The organism is Amycolatopsis antarctica (assembly GCF_002262875.1).
In the GTDB taxonomy this organism is placed as follows: Bacteria; Actinomycetota; Actinomycetes; order Mycobacteriales; family Pseudonocardiaceae; genus Amycolatopsis; species Amycolatopsis antarctica.
In genome coordinates, this window is record NZ_NKYE01000003.1 from 379,009 (window position 1) to 397,433 (window position 18,425).

Consider the following 18,425-nt stretch of genomic DNA (forward strand, 5'->3'; position numbering starts at 1 on the left):
CAGTGCGCATGCGAGCGTCGGCTCGTGGCGTGCTCAGAGTAGAAGAGGTGCGAACCAGGCCATGGCCGTCGTCACCATGAAGCAGTTGCTCGATTCCGGCGTGCACTTCGGGCACCAGACCCGCCGCTGGAACCCGAAGATGAAGCGCTACATCTTCACCGAGCGCAACGGCATCTACATCATCGACCTCCAGCAGACGCTGACCTACATCGACCGCGCCTTCGAGTTCATCAAGGAAACGGTCGCGCACGGCGGCACGATCATGTTCGTCGGTACGAAGAAGCAGGCCCAGGAAGCGATCGCTGCCGAGGCGCTGCGCGTGGGCATGCCCTTCGTCAACCAGCGCTGGCTGGGCGGCATGCTGACCAACTTCCAGACCGTCCACAAGCGCCTCCAGCGCCTCAAGGAGCTCGAGTCGATGGAGCAGACCGGCGGTTTCGTCGGCCTGAACAAGCGCGAGATCCTCACGCTGACCCGCGAGAAGGACAAGCTCGAGAAGACCCTCGGCGGTATCCGCGACATGTCCAAGGTGCCCAGCGCCGTCTGGATCGTGGACACCAAGAAGGAGCACATCGCCGTCGGCGAGGCGCGCAAGCTGAACATCCCGGTCGTCGCGATCCTGGACACCAACTGCGACCCGGACGAGGTCGACTACCCGATTCCGGGTAACGACGACGCGATCCGGTCCGCCGCGCTGCTGACCAAGGTCGTGGCCGAGGCCGCCGCCGCCGGGCTGATCGCCCGCTCGGGTGCGCGCAACGGTTCGGCCGCCGAGGGTCAGGACAAGCCGGAACCGGGCGTCGCCGCCGAAGAGCCGCTGGCCGAGTGGGAGAAGGAACTGCTGTCCGGTTCCGAGACCGCCGCCGCCGATGGCGAGAAGGCCGCCGACAAGGTCGAGGCCGCCACCGAGCAGACGACCTCCTCCTGATCCGTCCTTCCGTGCGGCCGGCTTCGGCCGGCCGCACGGAAGACCGCGACCACAGATTCCGCGCGTACCCCGAAAAGGAACGGAAAACGCACGATGGGGAACTACACCGCCGCTGACGTCAAGCGGCTCCGTGAGCTCACCGGCTCCGGCATGATGGACTGCAAGAAGGCGCTCGAGGAGAACGACGGCGACTTCGACAAGGCCGTCGAGTTCTTGCGCATCAAGGGTGCCAAGGACGTCGGCAAGCGCGCCGAGCGTGCCACCGCCGAGGGGCTTGTCGCCGGCGACGGCGGCGTCCTCGTGGAGATCAACTCCGAGACCGACTTCGTCGCGAAGAACGAGGAGTTCCAGCAGCTCGCCGCCAAGGTCGTCGAGGCAGCCAAGTCCGCCAAGACGAACGACGTCGAGGTCCTCAAGGCCACCGACCTCGGTGGCCAGACGGTCGACGAAGCGGTTCAGGGCCTGGCCGCGAAGATCGGCGAGAAGCTCGAACTGCGCCGCGTCGCCGCCTTCGAGGGCAACGTCGAGACCTACCTGCACCGTCGCGGTGCCGGCCTGCCGCCCGCCGTCGGCGTGCTCATCGAGTACTCCGGTGACGACGCCGAGGCCGCCAGGGCCGCGGCCCTCCAGGTCGCCGCGCTCAAGCCGAAGTACCTCACCCGTGACGAGGTCCCGGCCGAGCTCGTCGAGAGTGAGAAGCGCATCGCCGAGGAGACGGCTCGCGAAGAAGGCAAGCCGGAGCAGGCGATGACCAAGATCATCGAGGGCAAGGTCAACGCCTTCTACAAGGACACCGTGCTGCTCGAGCAGCCCTCGGTGACCGACAACAAGAAGTCCGTGAAGGCCCTGCTCGACGCTGCCGGCGTCACCGTGACCCGGTTCGCCAGGTTCGAGGTCGGCCAGCAGTAGGCTCGCACGTCACACGGCTGTGCCCCGTCTCCGTTCAGTTCCGGGGGCGGGGCACAGTTGTGAGACACCAGGTGAATGGCAAGTTCCGTGGGACACGAGGAGGCGGCATGAGCGCGGATGGGCTCGGCGGCGGCTACAAGCGAGTGCTGTTGAAACTCGGCGGTGAGATGTTCGGCGGCGGTGCCGTCGGCGTGGATCCCGATGTCGTGCATTCCGTCGCGCAGCAGATCGCCGACGTCGTCCGCACCGGGGTGCAGATCGCCGTCGTCATCGGTGGCGGCAACTACTTCCGTGGCGCGGAACTCTCGCAGCGTGGCATGGACCGGGACCGCGCCGACTACATGGCGATGCTCGGCACCGTGATGAACTGCTTGGCGCTGCAGGACTTCCTGGAGAAGGAGAACGTCCCCACCCGCGTGCAGAGCGCCATCACCATGGGCCAGGTCGCCGAGCCGTACATCCCGCGCCGCGCCGAGCGGCACCTGGAGAAAGGGCGGGTGGTCATCTTCGCCGCCGGGGTCGGGATGCCGTACTTCTCCACCGACACGGCCGCGGCGCAGCGGGCACTGGAGATCAGTTGCGAGGCCGTGCTCATGGCCAAGGCGGTGGACGGGGTCTACGACGCCGACCCGCGCGTCGAGCCGAACGCGAAGATGTTCGACCAGATCACCCACCGCGAGGTACTCGAGCGCGATCTGAAGGTCGCCGACACCACCGCGTTCAGCCTCTGCATGGACAACAACATGCCCATCCTCGTGTTCAACCTCCTCACCGAGGGGAACATCGCCCGTGCGGTGAGTGGTGAGAGGATCGGCACCCGGGTGAGCACCCCCGCCGGTGGGCACTCCGGGTAGACCTGCTGGGATTGTTACCCGTAACACACGCAGCCGTACGCACGTGACAGCGTCACACCAGACCGCAGCACGACGGCGTTACACGAGCAAGGAGTAGCCGTGATCGACGAGACCCTCCTCGATGCCGAGGAAAAGATGGAGAAAGCGGTGTCGGTCGCCAAGGACGACCTGACCTCGGTACGGACCGGCCGTGCGACGCCGTCGATGTTCTCCCGCATCGTCGTCGAGTACTACGGCGCCATGACCCCGCTGAACCAGCTCGCCAGCGTCAACATTCCGGAAGCGCGGATGGCGGTCATCAAGCCGTACGACCAGACGCAACTGGGTGCCATCGAGAAGGCGATCCGCGAGTCGGACCTGGGCGTCAACCCCAGCAACGACGGCCAGATCGTGCGCATCGTCATCCCGCAGCTCACCGAGGAGCGGCGCAAGGAGATGGTGAAGGTCGCCAAGAGCAAGGGCGAGGACGCGAAGGTCTCCATCCGCTCCGTGCGCCGCAAGGCCAAGGAAGAACTCGACCGCATCCAGAAGGACGGCGAGGCGGGCGAGGACGATGTGGCTCGCGCGGAGAAGGAACTGCAGAACCTCACCGACAGCTACGTGACCCAGGTCGAAGAGCTGGTCAAGAACAAAGAGACCGAACTGCTCGAGGTCTGAGCCGGTGGTGGGAGCGCGTGTGAGCGAGGAAACCGAGGGCACGGCTGAGTCGCCCGCTACCGCTCCGGACGGGGCCGCCGCGTCGCCCGCGTCCTCGCCGGACGCGCAGACGCCCACACCCAAGTCCGGTTCCAGGGCCGGGCGGAACCTCCCGGCCGCGATCGCTGTCGGGGTGCTGCTCGGTGCCGCGATCCTGACCGCCCTGTTCACCGTGCGCCACCTGTTCATCGGCATCGTCGCCGTCGCCATGGCGGTGGGGACGATCGAGCTGGCCAGGGCCGCGCGTTCGGCGGCGGGCATCCGGATCGCCCTGGTGCCGGTGCTGGTCGGTGGTCAGGCGATCATCTGGCTCTCCTGGCCGTTCGGCAGGGAGGGCGCGCTGACGGCGTTCGTGCTGACCGTGCTCGCCTGCATGCTGTGGCGACTGCGCGGTGGAGCGGACGGTTACCTGCGTGACGCCGGTGCCTCGGTGTTCGCGGTCGCCTACATCCCGCTGTTCGGTGCCTTCGCCGCGATGCTCGTCGTCCCCGCCGACGGGGTGGGCAGGGTGCTGGCGTTCATGATCGGCGTCGTCGCGTCCGATACCGGGGGTTACGCGGCGGGCGTGCTGCGCGGAAAGCACCCGATGGCCCCGAAGATCAGTCCGAAGAAGTCCTGGGAGGGCTTCGCCGGGTCGATGGTCGCCGGGATCGTCGCCGGTGCGCTCACCCTCAGCCTGCTGCTCGACGGCCAGGCCTGGCAGGGGATGATCTTCGGCGCCGCGATCGTGCTGACGGCCACTCTGGGCGACCTGGTGGAGTCGCTGATCAAGCGCGACCTCGGCATCAAGGACATGGGCGACCTGTTGCCCGGGCACGGCGGGCTGATGGACCGGCTCGATTCGCTGCTGCCCTCGGCCGTGGTGTCCTGGCTGCTGCTCTCGGCGTTCCTGCCGGGCTGAGCCGCCGGGTTCTCAGTCGACGTACGGGTCGTCCACCTCGGCCTGGCCGGTGCCCTCGATGGCCCGCGAGTGATCGATGATGGAGAACACCGCGCCACCGGGGTCGGCCAGGATCGCCGTGCGGCCGAAGGGCGTGTCGAACGGCTGCGTCAGTACGGTCCCGCCCAGCATCAGCGCGTGCCCGGCCACACCGTCGGCACCTCGGGCGGGGTCGACGGCGAAGTAGACCATCCAGTGCGGCGGAGTGTCGGGCCGGTACTCGGGGCCCATCACGTAGCGGTACAGCATCGAGCGGTGCTCCAGCCGCCATTCCGCGTAGTCGATGGTCTGGTAGTCGCCTATCTGCTGACTCGTGAAGTTGAACAGCCGGCAGTAGAACTGGTCGGCGGCCCGCCCGTCGTGCGTGTTCAGGTCGGCGCCCGCGAACGTCCACGTCGCCCCGGAGGCGAACTCCCAGGAGTCGGTCGGCCGCCAGAAGACCACCGGGGCGCCGGTGGGGTCCAGGGAGTGCAGGATGCTGCCGCGGCCGGGCAGGTCCACCGGGCCGACGGTGTTGCGCCCGCCGAGATGCGCGACCCACTCGGCGGCGGTGACGGTGTTCGGCACGGCGAGGTGCGGGATCCAGCCGGGGGGCCTGCCCGCGCCGACCTGGTAGAGCCCGGCGGTGGAGATACCGCTCCGGGAAGCGATCGCGTACTGGCCGCTCGGTGTCGCGGGGTCCGGCCGGAAGGTGAAGTTCCAGCCGAACAGTTCGGTGTAGAAACGCGCGGCGCTCGCCTCGTCGGTGGCGGCGAGTTCGATCCAGCACGGTGTTCCCGCGGACATCACGGGTTCACCGGCTGCCTCGGCGACCGACATGATGATCTCCCCCTATCGGTTCGCCGTGATCTTACGACGATTCCACGACCAAGACCGTGTCGATGTCCGGCTTGCAACGAAAGCCCGATTCTGAAGTGGAACCTTTCCGACAATTCGGGAGACGGTCCCGCGCGCCCTGGTCCCTGTCCGGCGATTCTCGGTCGATGGAATTCGTGCTCGGGCTTTCCGCCAACGCCGCCGGCCACCGCCTCGGCGCGAACAGCGCGACCATGCCGTTCGCAGGACCGGGCCTAGACTCGGGGACGTGAAAAGTCTCGGCAGGGTGGCCGATCATCTCCCCTCGCGGTGGCGCCGCCGGCCCGTCGATGTCCTGCCCAGCCCGAACATCTGGTACCACCGGGATGTCTACGAGTGTGAGAACGAGGCGCAGGACGTCGACGGGGAGATCTGGCGGGTGCTGCGTTCCCGCTGCGACTGGACCGGCCGGGACGTGCTGGACCTGGGCTGTGGCGACGGCTTCCACCTGTCCCGCTTCGCCGGTGCCGCCCGCTCGGTGACCGGGGTCGAGCCACACCCGCCGCTGGTCGCCGCCGCTCGGGCCCGGGTGGCGGGCCTGCCGGGGGTCCGGGTGCGCCACGGTGCCGCCCAGCGGATTCCGCTGCCGGACGCCGAGGTCGATCTCGTGCACGCCCGTACCGCGTACTTCTTCGGGCCCGGATGTGAACCGGGACTCGCCGAGGTGGAACGGGTACTGCGGCCGGGCGGCACGCTCGCCGTCGTCGACCTGGACGTGACCGCCGATCCGTACGGACGCTGGATGCGCGCCGACCTCCCGGACTACGACCCTGCGGAGGTGGATTCGTTCTTCGCGCGCCAGGGCTTCCGCTGCGAGCGGGTGGTGACACGCTGGCGATTCGCCAGTGCGGCGGCGCTGGAATCCGTGCTGCGTATCGAGTTCAGCGCCCGGGTAGCCGAACGCGCGCTCGCGGAGACGGTGCGAGCGCGCGCGCCCGGCGACCGCGGGGTGGAGTTCCCGGTGACGTACCGGGTGCTCTCCCGGGACAAGCCCGCGGGCCTGGTGCCCGCACGAGCTCAGTCGCGGTCGGCGGTGTCGCCGGGTTCGGGCACCTCGCCGAGAATCCCGTAGATCCGGCGGCGGGCGTCGTTGAGCACGTCCACCGCCCTGGCTTTCTGCTTGGCGCTGCCGGCCTGCGAGACCTGCACCGCGGCGGCCATCAGTGTGGCGCCCGCCGTCCGCAGGTCCACTTCGGCGGGATCGGCGTCGCCGGCGGCCTGTTCCCACGGGGGAGGCCCGGGCCGGTCGGCGGCGGCCGTCCTGCCCGCGTCGGTGAGTTCGAACAGCTTCTTGCCGCTCTCCTCGCTGCTGCGCACGAGTCCCTCGTCGGCGAGCAGTTGCAGGGTCGGGTACACCGAGCCGGGGCTGGGTCGCCAGAAGCCGCCGCTGCGCTCACTGATCTCGCTGATGATCTCGTAGCCGTGCCGGGGTTTCTCGGCGAGCAGGGCGAGCATCGCGGCACGTACGTCGCCACGCCGGCGTCCGCCCGGTCCGCCGTGTCTGCGTCCACGTGGCCCGGGGGGTCCCCAGCCGGGGGGCATCCCGCCGAATCCGTGGCGTTCGCGGTGTCCCGGGCCGAACGGGTGCTCGCCGTGCGGGCCCCTGCCTCGGCGGCCGGGGCCGTGGGGGTGTTCGTCGTCGATGAATGGTGGTCTCATCTCTTGCCGTCCTTTCGCGATCGTTTCCGATACGTTCACGATATATCGCAAACGGTCGCACGGCAAGTCTCGTTCTCCGCAGACCGAGGCGGGCCCCACCGATAGGGATCGGGGCCCGCCTCGATCTGCCGCTGCCGGATCAGCCCGCCGGGGGCACCTGCGGGATGCCGTTCGGCGGCGGTGGCGCGTGCTCGCCCGGCTTCTCGGTGATGGGGGCGTCGCCGTTGTCGGTGACCAGCACCGGGGTCAGGTCCTCGGCCGTGACGCCCCGCAACCGGACGACCTTGACTCCGGCGATCCCGGCATGCGATTCGGCCGAGTAGCGGAACGGTGCCATCCCCGGCCCGGCGAACTGCCCACCCACCTTCTCCAGCGCCTGGACCATGCCCTCGCGGGTGGGCTCCGGTCCCGCCGCCTGCAGAGCCTGGACGAACGTGTACGCCTGGGACATCCCGTAGATGCGGAAATTGGTCAGCCCGGCACCGTCCCCGTGCGCCTCCCACACCTGCTGCCACAACCGGGTCCACGGGTTGTCCACCTCGTCCACGCCCGGCAGGTACTCGGTGGTGATGGCGGAGTCGAGCAGGCTCGCGTCGTTGACCTGCCCCTTGGAGAACTGGCTCAGCAGCGAACCCACGAGTGCGGGATCCGAGCCGACATTGCTGTAGATCCACTGCGGGTCGTAGTTCAGCCGCAGTGAGGTGAGCTGGCTGAGCGCGGTGTACGAGGGCACGTTGAAGCCGATGACCAGGTCGGCACCGGAGGCCTGCAGGGCGGAGATCTGCGGGGCGACGTCGGTGTTGCCCGGGACGTACCGCTCGACCGCCACGATCTGCTTGTCGATGTAGGTCCGCACGCCCTTCTCGCCGTCCTCGCCGAAATCGTCGTCCTGGGCGAAAAGACCGACCTTGGCGCCCGGGAAGTTCTGCTGGACGTACTGACCGATGATCTTGCCCTCGACCTCGTAGTCGGGCTGCCAGCCGAACGTCTGCCGGTTCTTCTGCGGCTGGTCCCACAGCAGAGATCCGGAGGAGACGAAAAGGTCCGGCACGCCCTGGCTGTTCAGCGAGTCGAGTACCGCGCTGTGTGTCGCCGTGCCGAGACCGCCGACCATCGCGAAGACCTCGTCCTGCAGCACGAGTTCGTTGACGACCTGGCTGGTGTTGGTGGGGTTGTAGGCGTCGTCCTTGAACACGTAGTCGATCGTGCGGCCGTTCACCCCGCCGTTGGCGTTGACGTAGTCGAAGTACGCCTTCGCGCCGGTGGGGATCTCGCTGTAACCCGGCGCCGCGACACCGGTCAGCGGGAAGTGCCCGCCGACCTTCACCGACTCCGCGGTCACCCCCGGCGAGGGTGCCTGGCCCTGGTCGCCCTCCGGCCGTCCGCCCGCTCCGCACGAGGCGGCCACCAGCACCACGACGGCCGCCAGCACACCGAGGTACCCCTGACGTCGTTTGCTTCGCTCGCTCATTCTCGTCCTCCTGACTCGCTCGCATCGACGTGCTCGGACTCCGGCCGCGGTTGACGGCGTGGCCGCCCCCGCCAGATCCTTCGGGCGATTCCCATGGCGCCACCGGGGGCGAGGAGCATCACGACCACCAGCACCACGCCGTAGACCAGCGGGGCGAGCTGCGCGGACTGCACGCCGGACAGCCCCGCCTCGGTGCCGAGGCCGGTGACGGCGGGTGGCAGGAACACCAGCAGCGCGCTGCCGAGCAGCGCCCCGCCGAGGCTGCCGAGACCACCGACCACGACGGCCGTGAGCAGCGACAGCGACAGCACGATGGTGAACCCGCTCGGCGCGGCCAGCCGCACCACCATGCCCAGCACCGATCCGCCGAGGCCCGCGCACGCCGCGCTCACCACGAAGGCGAGGATCCGCATCCGGCCCAGTCGCACTCCGGCCAGTTCGGCGGCCACCTCGTGGTCGCGCACCGCCCGCCAGATCCGCCCGTACCGGCCCGCGATCAGGTTCGACAGCAGCAGCATGACGAGCAGCAGGGTCCCCCAGCCGATGTAGGCGAGGTACTTCGCGCTGCCGACGTCGTTGGCGGACAGGAAGTAGATGCCGTCGGCGAACCAGCCGGGAGGTTGCGGCGACTCGATGGGCAGGCCCTGTTCGCCGCCCAGCAGGCCGTCGAAGTAGAGCGCGAGCCCGGGCACACCGACGGCCAGCGCGAGCGTGGCGCCCGCCAGGTATGGACCGTGCAACCGGGCCGCCGCGGCACCGACGACCACGCCGGCCACGGCCGTGACCGCGGTGGCCGCCAGCATCGCGGGCGGGAACGGGACCCCGGCCTCCAGCAGCAGGCCGGTCGTGTAGGCGCCGATCGCCATCAGTGCGCCGTGGCCGAGCGAGATCTGCCCGTTCAGCCCGGTGAGCACGGTGAGCCCGGTCGCGGCGATCGCGTAGTACGACATGGTGGCGAGCTGCGAGTTGCGGAACGGGCTGGTCAGTTCCAGCACCAGCACGACGGCGACCAGCCCGCCGAGCAGCACCAGCAGGTTCCGGCCGAGCACGGACGCGGGCAGCAGCCGCCGCAGTGCGGCCGGGGCCCTCATACCCGCCTCGCCGCGGCCGGGCCGAACAGTCCGCGCGGTCGCACCAGCAGCACCGCCACCAGGATGGCCAATGCGGCCAGGGTGACCAGTTCGCCGCCGAGGTACCCGCTGACGTACGAGAGCGCGAGGCCGATGATCAGCCCGCCGACCACCGCGCCGACCGGGCTCTCCAGCCCGCCGAGTACCGCAGCGACGAAGCCGTAGACGATGACCGCGTCCATGTAGGCGGGGAACACCAGGTTGCCGCCCGCGATGAGCAGTCCGGCGAGCGAGCCGACCATCGCGGCGAGCGCCCAGCCGAGCGTGAGCATCCGGCCGACCCGCACCCCGAGCAGCCGGGAGACCTCCTGGTTGAACGCGGACGCCCGCATCCGCAGGCCGATGTCGGTGAAGCGGAACAGCGCGACGAGGGCGAGCATCACCACCAGCACCGAGCCGATCACGAACAGGCTGAACGGGGTGACGGCGATGTTGACCTCGCCGATGGTGAAGCCGCGCAGCCCGAACGGCGCCGGGAAGGATTCGAACGAACCGCCGAACAGGATCGCGGCCAGCGCCTGCAGTGCAACGAAGAGCCCGAGGGTCACGATCACGGCGTTGAGTTCCGGCCCGCCCTCCACCGGCCGGATCACCAGCCGTTCGATCACCGCGCCGAGCAGCAGCCCGCCGATCAGCGCCGCGGCGAACCCGACCCAGTACGACTGGCCGCCCTGGATCAGGGCGAGCGCGATGTAGGTGGTGAACATGGCCATCGCGCCCTGCGCGAAGTTGATGATCCGGGTGGCCCGCCAGATCAGTACCAGCGCCAGGGCGAACGCGGCGTAGATCGCGCCCTGGCTGAGGCCGCTGAGGGTGACGTTCAGGAACTGTTGCATCGTCTGCCGTGTCCTCCCTGGTGTGCGGGCTAGAAGCCGAGGTAGGCGTGCCGGAGTTCGTCGTCGGCCGCGAGCGAGGCGGCGTCGTCCGCCGCCACCACCCGGCCGAGGTTGAGCACGAAGCCGGTGTCGGCGATGGAGAGGGCACTGCGCGCGTTCTGTTCGACGAGCAGGACGGTCAGCCCGCGGGTGTCCACCAGCTCGCGCAGCAGTTCGAAGATCCGCGCGACGATGCGCGGGGCCAGCCCGAGGGACGGCTCGTCCAGCAGCAGCACCTCGGGCGCGGTGAGCAGGGCGCGGCCGATCACCAGCATCTGCCGTTCGCCACCGGACAGGGAGTTCGCCTCCCGGCGGCGGCGTTCGGCCAGCGCCGGGAACATGTCGTAGACCTCGTCGAGCCGGTGCCGGAAACCGCGGCGGGCCGTGCCGAGCAGTTCGCCGAGGCGCAGGTTCTCCTCGACGGTGAGCTCGGTGATGACGCCCCGTCCCTCGGGGACGTGCGCGATCCCGGCCCGCGCGATCGTCTCCGCAGCGGTCCGGCCGAGTTCCCTGCCGCCGAGCAGCACGCTGCCCTCCGCGTCCGGGACGAGCCCGGAAATGGTGCGCAGCAAGGTGGTCTTGCCCGCCCCGTTCGCGCCGAGGACGGCGGTGATGCTGCCGGGCCGGGCGATGATGTCGACCCCGTCCAGTGCGGTGACGGCGCCGTACCGGGCGGTGAGCCCGCGGACCTCGAGTTCGGCACGCTCAGTCATCGCCGCCACCCCGCCTGGCTTCCTCGCCCAGATACGCGTCGATCACCGCGGGCGTGTCCCGGACCTCCTCGGGGCTGCCCGCGGCGACGGTGCGGCCGAAGTCGAGCACGGTGATCCGGTCGCAGACCGACATCACCAGGTCCATGTGGTGGTCGACGAGGATGACCGAGGTGCGCGTGGTGAGCGTCCGGACGAACTCGCCGAGTTCGAGGATCTCGTCGTGACCGAGACCGCTGGCCGGTTCGTCGAGCAGCAGCAGGTCCGGTTCGGCGGCGAGTGCTCTCGCCAGCGCCACCCGCTTCTGCACCGGGTACGGCAGGCTGCCGGGCAGCCGGTCGGCGTACCCGGCCACCCCGGTCTCGGCCATCGCCGCCATCGCCGCCTCGCGCAGCCGCCGTTCGTCGGCCGCCGAGCGTGGCAGCGCGAACAGCGAGGACAGGAAACCGCTGCGGCGGAAGCGATCCGCGCCCACCATCACGTTCTCGACGACCGTCAGCCCGCGGAAGAGGTCGACGCTCTGCAGGGTGCGGGCGATGCCCATGCCGGCCAGCCGGTGCGGTCGCAGCTCGCCGACGTCGTCCCCGCGCCAGCTCAGCCGGCCTGACGACGGCCGGACGAATCCGCAGCAGACGTTGAACAGCGTCGTCTTGCCCGCTCCGTTCGGCCCGATGACGCCGTGCACCTCGGCCGGGAACGCGGTGAGGGAGACGTCGTCGACGGCGGTCAGGCCGCCGAAGCGGACCGTGACACCGGTGATCTCGAACAGTGGCGAACCGGGCCGGGTGGACGGCATCGTCGTCTCGCCTCCCGCCGTTGGGGGCCGGTGTGCTCCGGCCGGTCGAGATCCTCAAGACTGGTGCGCGGCGCCCAATCCCGGCCATAGGCGCAGCGCCCAAAGTTCCGGATGATTTCTGGGCTCAGCGCCCGGTTTGTGTGGACCGGACACTGCGCTCCGTGCAATCGTCGCCGCATGCCAGCGACCGCGGGGGCGGGTGGACCGCAGCTCTCCGAGCCGGTCAAGGACGCCCTGCACACGCTGAGCAGGCACCTGCTCGGGCGGCTGGACGGGCTCGCCGACCAGCTCATGGCCATGGTGCTGCACCGGGAACCCTTCTACGCGCAGCTCGGCCTCTCCGGGCCGGAGGAGCTCCGGCGGAGCCTGCGCGGCAACCTGGAACGCGGCATCCAGTCGCTCGGCGCTGAGGTGCCGGAGGGGGAGGATCCGCAGGACACGTCCCGGGAGACGGGCAGGCAGCGGGCCCGGCAGGGTGTTCCGCTGGAGGCGGTGCTGCGGGCGTACCGGCTGGGCGGGCGGGTGATCTGGCAGGGGTTGCTCGCGGCCTCCCGGGTGCACTTCGGCGGGCGCTACGACCACGCTCTGCTCGACGCGGCGGGCTACGTCTGGCGGGTGATCGACTCCAGTTCGGCGGCGCTGGTCGACGCGTACCGGCTGGAGGAGTCGCAACTGCGCAGTCAGGAACTCAGCCGCAGGCACGCCTTCCTCAACGCACTGCTCGACGGTCGCGGTTCCGATCCGGTGCTGGCGGCGGACGCGACCGCGGCACTGGGCCTGCCTCCCGGCGGGCCGATGCTGTGCGTGGTGGCACCGGTGGACACCCCGCAGGACGATCCCCTGCGCTCGCCGCGTGATGTCCTTGCCGCACAAGGGATCGTCTCCTCGTGGCACGTACGTCCGGCGAACATCGTCGGCCTGGTGGCGCTCGGCGATCGGACACCGGGCGCGGTACTCGACGCGCTCGCTCCCGCTGTCGCGGGCAAGGTGGGGGCCTCCCCGGTGATCCACACGCTCGCCGGGATCCGGGACGCCTACGCACTGGCGAGGACGGCGGCGCGCACGCTGTCCGCACCCGGGATCGCGGCGCTCGACGACCGGTTGCCCGAGGCCCTGCTGGTCGGCAGCCCGCACCTGTTGCCGCGGCTGGAACGCACGGCGTTCGGCGGACTGCTGGCGCTGCCCGAGGCCGAGCAGCGGACGATGCTCGACACACTGGCCGCGATGCTCGACAGCGGAGGATCACCCACTCACGCGGCGGAGCGGCTGTACTGCCACCGCAACACCGTCATCTACCGGATGCAGCGCATCGAGTCGGTGACCGGCCGCCGGATCGGTGACCCCCGGGACCGGCTGCTGCTCACCCTCGGCCTGATGGCCCGGCGGCAGGAGGTGTCGCAGCCACGGGGACCCGGTTGCCCACAGGGCGACCGTCCCGCGGCGCCGTGACCAGGCGCACCGGCGATCGCAGATGCCGATCGGCCGCATGGGAAAGGTCCTGGCCGTACTGCCCGTGAGGGTGCGGTTTCGGCTGCCGGAACCCTCGTGGAACGAGCACCCGGTCCACAAGAGTCCGCACCGCACGCCGACGACACGGACTCGATCCCCGCGGCGGGATGGCGGGCGACGCATTTCGCTGACCGACGAGCTGAGCGCGGCGTCGCGCAATCCGCACAGCCGGTGGCGGATGGCCGAACACGAGGATTCCCAGATCACCGAATGTGATGAGGCGGCGCGGTCGCCTTCGCCGGAGATGGCGGTCTAGGGGATCGCACAGTCCGAACACGGTTGTCTGGCATTGGTCGCCGCAGGTGAACAAAAAGGGAGGGCGAGCCCCGTGAGTCTCGTTGACACCGTGACCGCAGACTGGGTACGCCGCTACCACCCCACCACCGAGGCGACGACGAGACTGGTGTGTTTCGTGCACGCAGGTGGGTCGGCCAGCTTCTTCCGGCCGCTCTCGGCTCAGCTCGCGCCCAGCGTCGACGTCATCGCCCTGCAGTATCCCGGCAGGCAGGACCGCTACCGGGAACCGTGTCTGGAAGACGCCGGCGAGATCGCCGAACACGTGGTCGCCGCGCTGGGGTCGCTGACTCCGTTGCCGACGGTCTTCTTCGGGCACAGTATGGGAGCGGTCGTCGCGTTCGAGACCGCGCGGCGACTGGAGAGACGCGAATCGCCGACCGCGCCGCGCGCTCTGCTCGCCTCCGGGCACCGCGCGCCGTCGCTGCGGCCCCCACAGAGCGTGCACCGCTACGACGACGAAGGTCTGCTGCGTCAGCTGGCTCTGCTCGGTGGGCCGGATCTGCGACAGCTGGACGAGAATCTGCTCAGGCTGTTGCTGCCCTCGGTGCGGGCGGACTGCGTGGTGGCGGAGTCCTACCGGGCCGGTGAAAGGGACACGCTTCATTGTCCGATCCACGTCCTGATCGGACGGCAGGACCCACTGACCACTGTGGACGAAGCGGTGTTGTGGCGTCGTCACACCACGGCCGAGTGCACCGTCGAGGTGTACCCGGGCGGCCACTTCTTCCTCGTCGAGCAGGCCGACCAGGTGGCCGAGGACATCGACCGGTGGTTGGCGCACATCGTGGCCTGGGTGCTCGGCTCCAACCACGATCCCTCAGCGATTCGGGGTACGTCATGAGCAAGCGCGCACTGATCACCGGGGTCACCGGGCAGGACGGCTCATATCTGGCCGAACACCTGATCGCCGAGGGGTACCAAGTGTGGGGCCTGATCCGAGGCCAGGCCAACCCGCGCAAGCTCCGGATCAGCAGGCTCGCCTCGGAACTGAACTTCGTCGAGGGTGATCTGATGGACCAGGCGAGCCTGGTGTCGGCCGTGGATCTGGTGCAGCCCGACGAGGTCTACAACCTCGGCGCGGTGTCCTTCGTCCCGATGTCCTGGCAGCAGCCGGAGTTGGTCACCGAGATCAACGGGTCCGGCGTGCTGCGAATGTTGGAGGCGATCCGCATGGTGAGCGGAATCGGCCGTGGGAGCCGTGACTTCGGCAACCAGATCCGCTTTTACCAGGCGTCGTCCTCGGAAATGTTCGGCAAGGTCACCACGACCCCGCAGTGCGAGACCACGGTGTTCTATCCGCGCAGCCCTTATGGCGTGGCCAAGACCTACGGCCACTACATCACGTGCAACTACCGCGAGTCCTACGGGATGTACGGGGTCTCGGGGATGCTGTTCAACCACGAATCGCCCCGGCGCGGCGCTGAGTTCGTCACCCGCAAGATCTCCCTGGCGGTGGCCCACATCAAGCTCGGGATGCAGGACAAGCTTCGCCTTGGCAACCTCGACGCGGTCCGGGACTGGGGTTTCGCCGGAGACTACGTGCGGGCCATGCACCTCATGTTGCAGTGCGACGAGCCGATGGACTTCGTGATCGGCACCGGGCGAATGCACACGGTGCGCGACGCCGTGCGTATCGCCTTCGAGTGCGTCGGGCTGAACTGGGCCGACCACGTTGAGATCGACCCGGTGCTGGTCCGTCCGGCTGAGGTCGAGACGCTGTGCGCAGACTGGTCACGGGCTCGCGACGTGCTCGGATGGACGCCGACGGTGCGGTTCGAGGAACTGATGCGGATGATGGTCGAGTCCGACCTCGAGCAGGCCGCGCGGGAGCGGGACTACGCCGGGGTGCTGACCGCGGGGAGTTGGTGACCCGGGTGTGATGCCCGGGGGTTGTCCCGCCGCTGCGGGATGCGCGACCCGCCCGAAGGGCCGGAACGGCTCAACCGGGCCCTGGCGTGTCCTCGGCGAGGCTGATCGCGCCCGACGGGCACAGGTCGGCGGCCAGGGTCGCCGACCTTCGATCGTCCGTCGTGCCGTCCGGATCGACCAGGACGACAACGCCGTCGTCGTCCTGGTCGAACAACTCCGGACTGGTCAGCACGCACTGGCCGGCTCCGACGCAGCGGGTCGGGTCGACGGTGACACGCATGGTGGTCCTCCACGGGTCGTCGATGGCTGGGCCGGCTCAGGCGCCGTAGAACTCCTTGATCCGGCCGGCGATCTCGTGCACGTCCTCCTTGGTCAGGCCGACGAAGGTAGGCAGATAGAGGCCGACCTCCGCGAACCGGTTCGCGGCCAGGGTCGGCCACACCGGATCGAGGTAGCCGGGCTGGCGGCTCATCGGTTTGAAGAACACCCTGGTCTCGATGCCGTGCCCGGTCAGGTGTGCCCGCAGTTCGTCGCGGCGCTCGGTCAGCAGGTCGTACATCCACAGCACGTCCCGCGTGGGCATCAGGGTGACCCCGGCCAGGTCGGCGAGCGCGGCGTCGTAGGTCCGCTCGATCTCCCGGCGGGCGGCCAGGATCTCGTCCATCCGCTCGACCTGCGCGAGTGCGACAGCGGCCTGCATGTTGGTCATCCGGAAGTTGTAGGCGAGCTTGCGGTGCAGGAACGAGTGATCCGCGGAGAACGCCATCCCACGTAGGTGGGTCATCTGGTCTGCCAGCCGCCGGTCGTCGGTGACACACACGCCGCCCTCACCCGAGGTGATGATCTTGTTGGCATAGAGAGAGAAGCAGGCGATGTCGCCGACCGGCTCGACCCCGTGCGCCTCGGCGGAGTCCTCCACCACGCGCAGGTTGAAGTCGTGCGCCAGCTCCATCAGCACCGTCATGTCGCAGCGCCGGCCGTAGACGTGCACCGGCATGATCGCCTTGGTGCGCGGAGTGATCGCCGCCTCGACCGCGGCCGGATCGACCGTCAGGTTCGCCGTGCAGTCGGCGAACACCGGGGTCGCGCCGACGTAGGTCACCGCCCACGCGGAGGCGATCATGGTGAACTCCGGCACGATGACCTCGTCGCCCGGCCCGATCCCCAGCGCCCGCAGCGCCAAGGTCAGCGCCGCGGTGCCCGAGGAGCACGCCACGCCGTGGGCACGGCCATGGCGCCGGGCGAACGCCTCCTCGAAGCGCGCCACGTAGCCGCCCTGCGACGAGATCCACCCACCTTCGACGGCATCGGTGACGTATTCCAGCTCCCGGCCCTCCAGGGCGGGACGAGACACCGGGTAGCGAAAGCTCATCGGGACTCCTGGGGACGGGACGTGGCCGGCGTCTCTGGTCGGACGGAGCCGGTGAGGGCGGGCAACGCGAGCAGCCGGTCGGCCGCCGCGACCCGCCCACCCGCGGCGCGCTGGGCCACGCCCAGTTCGGTGGCCCTGCGACGATAGGCAGGGTCGGACGTGACCCGGGTGACCTTGTCCACCAGGTCGTCGGCATCCACCGTGTGCGGGTGGTCCAGGGTCACTCCGACGCCGAGATCCTCGCCGCGAACAGCCTCGTCCCAGCAGTCCACCCAGAGCGGGCGCATTACCAGAGGTGTGCCGAAGTAGATGCCTTCGTGGAAGCCGTTGCTGCCGGCGTGGGTGACGAACGCGACGACGTTCGAGTGAGCCAGGACGTCGAGCTGGGACGGCACCCAATCCTCGATCCGCAGGGTGTCCGGCCACTCGTCGCGTGGAGGCAGCAGGCGTTGTTGTTCGGCGGACAGCTTCCACAGCACCGCATGCCGCCCGCTGAGACGTCGTGCGGCGGCCACCACCGCGGCCAGTTCGTCGGCGCGCAGCCGGGTCAGCGTGCCCAGTCCGATGTAGACCACGGACTCATGGGAGTCCAACCAGCACGCGACGCCGTCCGGGTCGTCCCGATCTTCCGGGGCCTCGGGCAGTGGCGGGGTCAGCGCGCCGGTCAAAGCCAGGTTCGCCGGCAGCGGGAACGGGTAGTCCAACTCGGCCAGCGAGTAGCACAGGACCAGCTCAGCGAGGTTCACCCTGGCCATGGAGCGCCGGGCTCGAGGGTCGATCCCCAACTGCCGGCGAATCTGGCCCTCCGCGCGCAGTGCGCGGGACATGCGAGGGCTGAGGAAGATCGCCAGCGTGCGCCAGCGGAACAGCCGGTTCTCGATCCGCTGACGCGGGCTCATCCGCTGGGAGAAACCAGTGTGCGGTGTGGGGAAGGACGACGGGGTGTGTGAGGTGGCGAAGGGAACGTGCGCCGAGAGCCACATGCTCGGCAGGAACGGGTTGCTCAGCACGTACGGGATGCCGCGGGTGATGGCCAGGTCGACGGCGTAGGTGCAGATCACGTCGATGACCAGCAGCGCAGGTTCGATCCGGTCCACCGCCGCGGACAGGGCCCGGTACTTCGGGACCTGGAGGTTGGGATCGAAGGTGTGCTCGATGGCCGCTCGATGCGACTTGAACCGCGAGGGCTGGGTGACCTTGCGATAGGTCTCCTCGTCGTAGCCGGTCGCCGACATCTCGGACACCACCTCGCCGAGCGGGACGAACCGCACCGGGTTACTCCGGTCGATCGCCTCGATGTCCGCGCGCCGGTGGTCGTCGGTCGCGAACCACAGGTCGGGAACTCCCCGGCTTGCCAGTTCGCGGGCCAGCACGAGCATTGTGTTGAGCAACCCGCTCTCGGGCAGACTGACGAACAGGACGGGCCCGCGCTCTGCCGAACCGGTGCCGGGATGTCGCATGTCGGTGGCCTCCGTCGCTGAGGGGGATTTCAGTCGAATTGCAGATGTCGAGGGCTCTGGGTTGGGGATTCACCAAGCATCGGAATCACCTGATG

Annotated in this window: 19 protein-coding genes; 9 read left to right on the forward strand and 10 right to left on the reverse strand. The window is 69.4% G+C overall.

Annotated elements, in window-relative coordinates:
- Window positions 1-61: 61 nt before the first annotated feature.
- The 5 genes from rpsB to CFN78_RS07750 all read left to right on the forward strand — a co-directional run bounded on the left by rpsB (window position 62) and on the right by CFN78_RS07750 (window position 4,288).
- A complete protein-coding gene (gene rpsB, locus CFN78_RS07730) occupies window positions 62-928 on the forward strand; it encodes a 30S ribosomal protein S2 (protein ID WP_094861891.1) in 867 nt (288 codons plus the stop codon).
- A 93-nt stretch (window positions 929-1,021) separates the two neighbouring features.
- Complete coding sequence (tsf, locus tag CFN78_RS07735; protein ID WP_094861892.1) at window positions 1,022-1,837, forward strand: translation elongation factor Ts; 816 nt, start codon at window positions 1,022-1,024, stop codon at window positions 1,835-1,837.
- 107 nt (window positions 1,838-1,944) lie between these two features.
- The gene (gene pyrH, locus CFN78_RS07740; protein WP_094861893.1) at window positions 1,945-2,691 is read left to right on the forward strand and encodes a UMP kinase; all 747 of its coding nucleotides are present in this window, start codon (window positions 1,945-1,947) and stop codon (window positions 2,689-2,691) included.
- A gap of 99 nt (window positions 2,692-2,790) precedes the next feature.
- A complete protein-coding gene (frr, locus tag CFN78_RS07745) occupies window positions 2,791-3,348 on the forward strand; it encodes a ribosome recycling factor (protein ID WP_094861894.1) in 558 nt (185 codons plus the stop codon).
- A 19-nt stretch (window positions 3,349-3,367) separates the two neighbouring features.
- Entirely contained in the window at window positions 3,368-4,288 is a 921-nt protein-coding gene (locus CFN78_RS07750; RefSeq protein ID WP_240519325.1) for a phosphatidate cytidylyltransferase, read from the forward strand.
- 12 nt (window positions 4,289-4,300) lie between these two features.
- Here the strand turns inward: CFN78_RS07750 and CFN78_RS07755 are convergent, their stop codons facing one another.
- Complete coding sequence (locus tag CFN78_RS07755; protein WP_094861895.1) at window positions 4,301-5,146, reverse strand: VOC family protein; 846 nt, start codon at window positions 5,144-5,146, stop codon at window positions 4,301-4,303.
- A gap of 265 nt (window positions 5,147-5,411) precedes the next feature.
- Between CFN78_RS07755 and CFN78_RS07760 the strand changes: the two genes are divergently transcribed.
- Complete coding sequence (locus CFN78_RS07760; RefSeq protein ID WP_240519326.1) at window positions 5,412-6,254, forward strand: class I SAM-dependent methyltransferase; 843 nt, start codon at window positions 5,412-5,414, stop codon at window positions 6,252-6,254.
- Here the strand turns inward: CFN78_RS07760 and CFN78_RS07765 are convergent.
- From CFN78_RS07765 to CFN78_RS07790, 6 genes are all read right to left on the reverse strand, one after another.
- Complete coding sequence (locus tag CFN78_RS07765; protein WP_420807858.1) at window positions 6,200-6,841, reverse strand: PadR family transcriptional regulator; 642 nt, start codon at window positions 6,839-6,841, stop codon at window positions 6,200-6,202. The genes CFN78_RS07760 and CFN78_RS07765 overlap by 55 nt on opposite strands.
- Window positions 6,842-6,980: 139 nt before the next feature.
- Window positions 6,981-8,312, reverse strand: a complete 1,332-nt coding sequence (locus CFN78_RS07770) for an ABC transporter substrate-binding protein (protein ID WP_094861897.1) — start codon at window positions 8,310-8,312, stop codon at window positions 6,981-6,983.
- Window positions 8,309-9,403 (reverse strand): branched-chain amino acid ABC transporter permease, encoded by a 1,095-nt coding sequence (locus CFN78_RS07775; protein ID WP_094861898.1) that lies wholly within the window; start codon window positions 9,401-9,403, stop codon window positions 8,309-8,311. The genes CFN78_RS07770 and CFN78_RS07775 overlap by 4 nt, the downstream gene beginning before the upstream one ends.
- Window positions 9,400-10,278 (reverse strand): branched-chain amino acid ABC transporter permease, encoded by an 879-nt coding sequence (locus CFN78_RS07780; RefSeq protein WP_094861899.1) that lies wholly within the window; start codon window positions 10,276-10,278, stop codon window positions 9,400-9,402. The genes CFN78_RS07775 and CFN78_RS07780 overlap by 4 nt, the downstream gene beginning before the upstream one ends.
- A 29-nt stretch (window positions 10,279-10,307) precedes the next feature.
- Entirely contained in the window at window positions 10,308-11,030 is a 723-nt protein-coding gene (locus CFN78_RS07785; RefSeq protein ID WP_094861985.1) for an ABC transporter ATP-binding protein, read from the reverse strand.
- Entirely contained in the window at window positions 11,023-11,823 is an 801-nt protein-coding gene (locus CFN78_RS07790; protein ID WP_094861900.1) for an ABC transporter ATP-binding protein, read from the reverse strand. The genes CFN78_RS07785 and CFN78_RS07790 overlap by 8 nt, the downstream gene beginning before the upstream one ends.
- A 177-nt stretch (window positions 11,824-12,000) precedes the next feature.
- Between CFN78_RS07790 and CFN78_RS07795 the strand changes: the two genes are divergently transcribed.
- From CFN78_RS07795 to CFN78_RS07810, 3 genes are all read left to right on the forward strand, one after another.
- A complete protein-coding gene (locus CFN78_RS07795; protein ID WP_094861901.1) occupies window positions 12,001-13,272 on the forward strand; it encodes a PucR family transcriptional regulator in 1,272 nt (423 codons plus the stop codon).
- A 388-nt stretch (window positions 13,273-13,660) separates the two neighbouring features.
- Window positions 13,661-14,470, forward strand: coding sequence for a thioesterase II family protein (locus CFN78_RS07805; RefSeq protein ID WP_094861903.1), 810 nt, complete (start codon window positions 13,661-13,663; stop codon window positions 14,468-14,470).
- Window positions 14,467-15,498: a GDP-mannose 4,6-dehydratase gene (locus tag CFN78_RS07810; RefSeq protein ID WP_094861904.1), complete on the forward strand. Its 1,032-nt coding sequence runs from the start codon at window positions 14,467-14,469 to the stop codon at window positions 15,496-15,498. The genes CFN78_RS07805 and CFN78_RS07810 overlap by 4 nt, the downstream gene beginning before the upstream one ends.
- 70 nt (window positions 15,499-15,568) lie before the next feature.
- Here the strand turns inward: CFN78_RS07810 and CFN78_RS07815 are convergent, their stop codons facing one another.
- Genes CFN78_RS07815 through CFN78_RS07825 form a run of 3 tightly spaced genes read right to left on the reverse strand, consistent with a single transcriptional unit; the run spans window position 15,569 to window position 18,330 of the window.
- Entirely contained in the window at window positions 15,569-15,778 is a 210-nt protein-coding gene (locus tag CFN78_RS07815) for a ferredoxin (protein ID WP_094861905.1), read from the reverse strand.
- Between the two features lie 36 nt (window positions 15,779-15,814).
- The gene (locus tag CFN78_RS07820) at window positions 15,815-16,870 is read right to left on the reverse strand and encodes a DegT/DnrJ/EryC1/StrS family aminotransferase (RefSeq protein WP_094861906.1); all 1,056 of its coding nucleotides are present in this window, start codon (window positions 16,868-16,870) and stop codon (window positions 15,815-15,817) included.
- Window positions 16,867-18,330 (reverse strand): glycosyltransferase, encoded by a 1,464-nt coding sequence (locus CFN78_RS07825; RefSeq protein ID WP_094861907.1) that lies wholly within the window; start codon window positions 18,328-18,330, stop codon window positions 16,867-16,869. The genes CFN78_RS07820 and CFN78_RS07825 overlap by 4 nt, the downstream gene beginning before the upstream one ends.
- Window positions 18,331-18,425 lie beyond the last annotated feature (95 nt).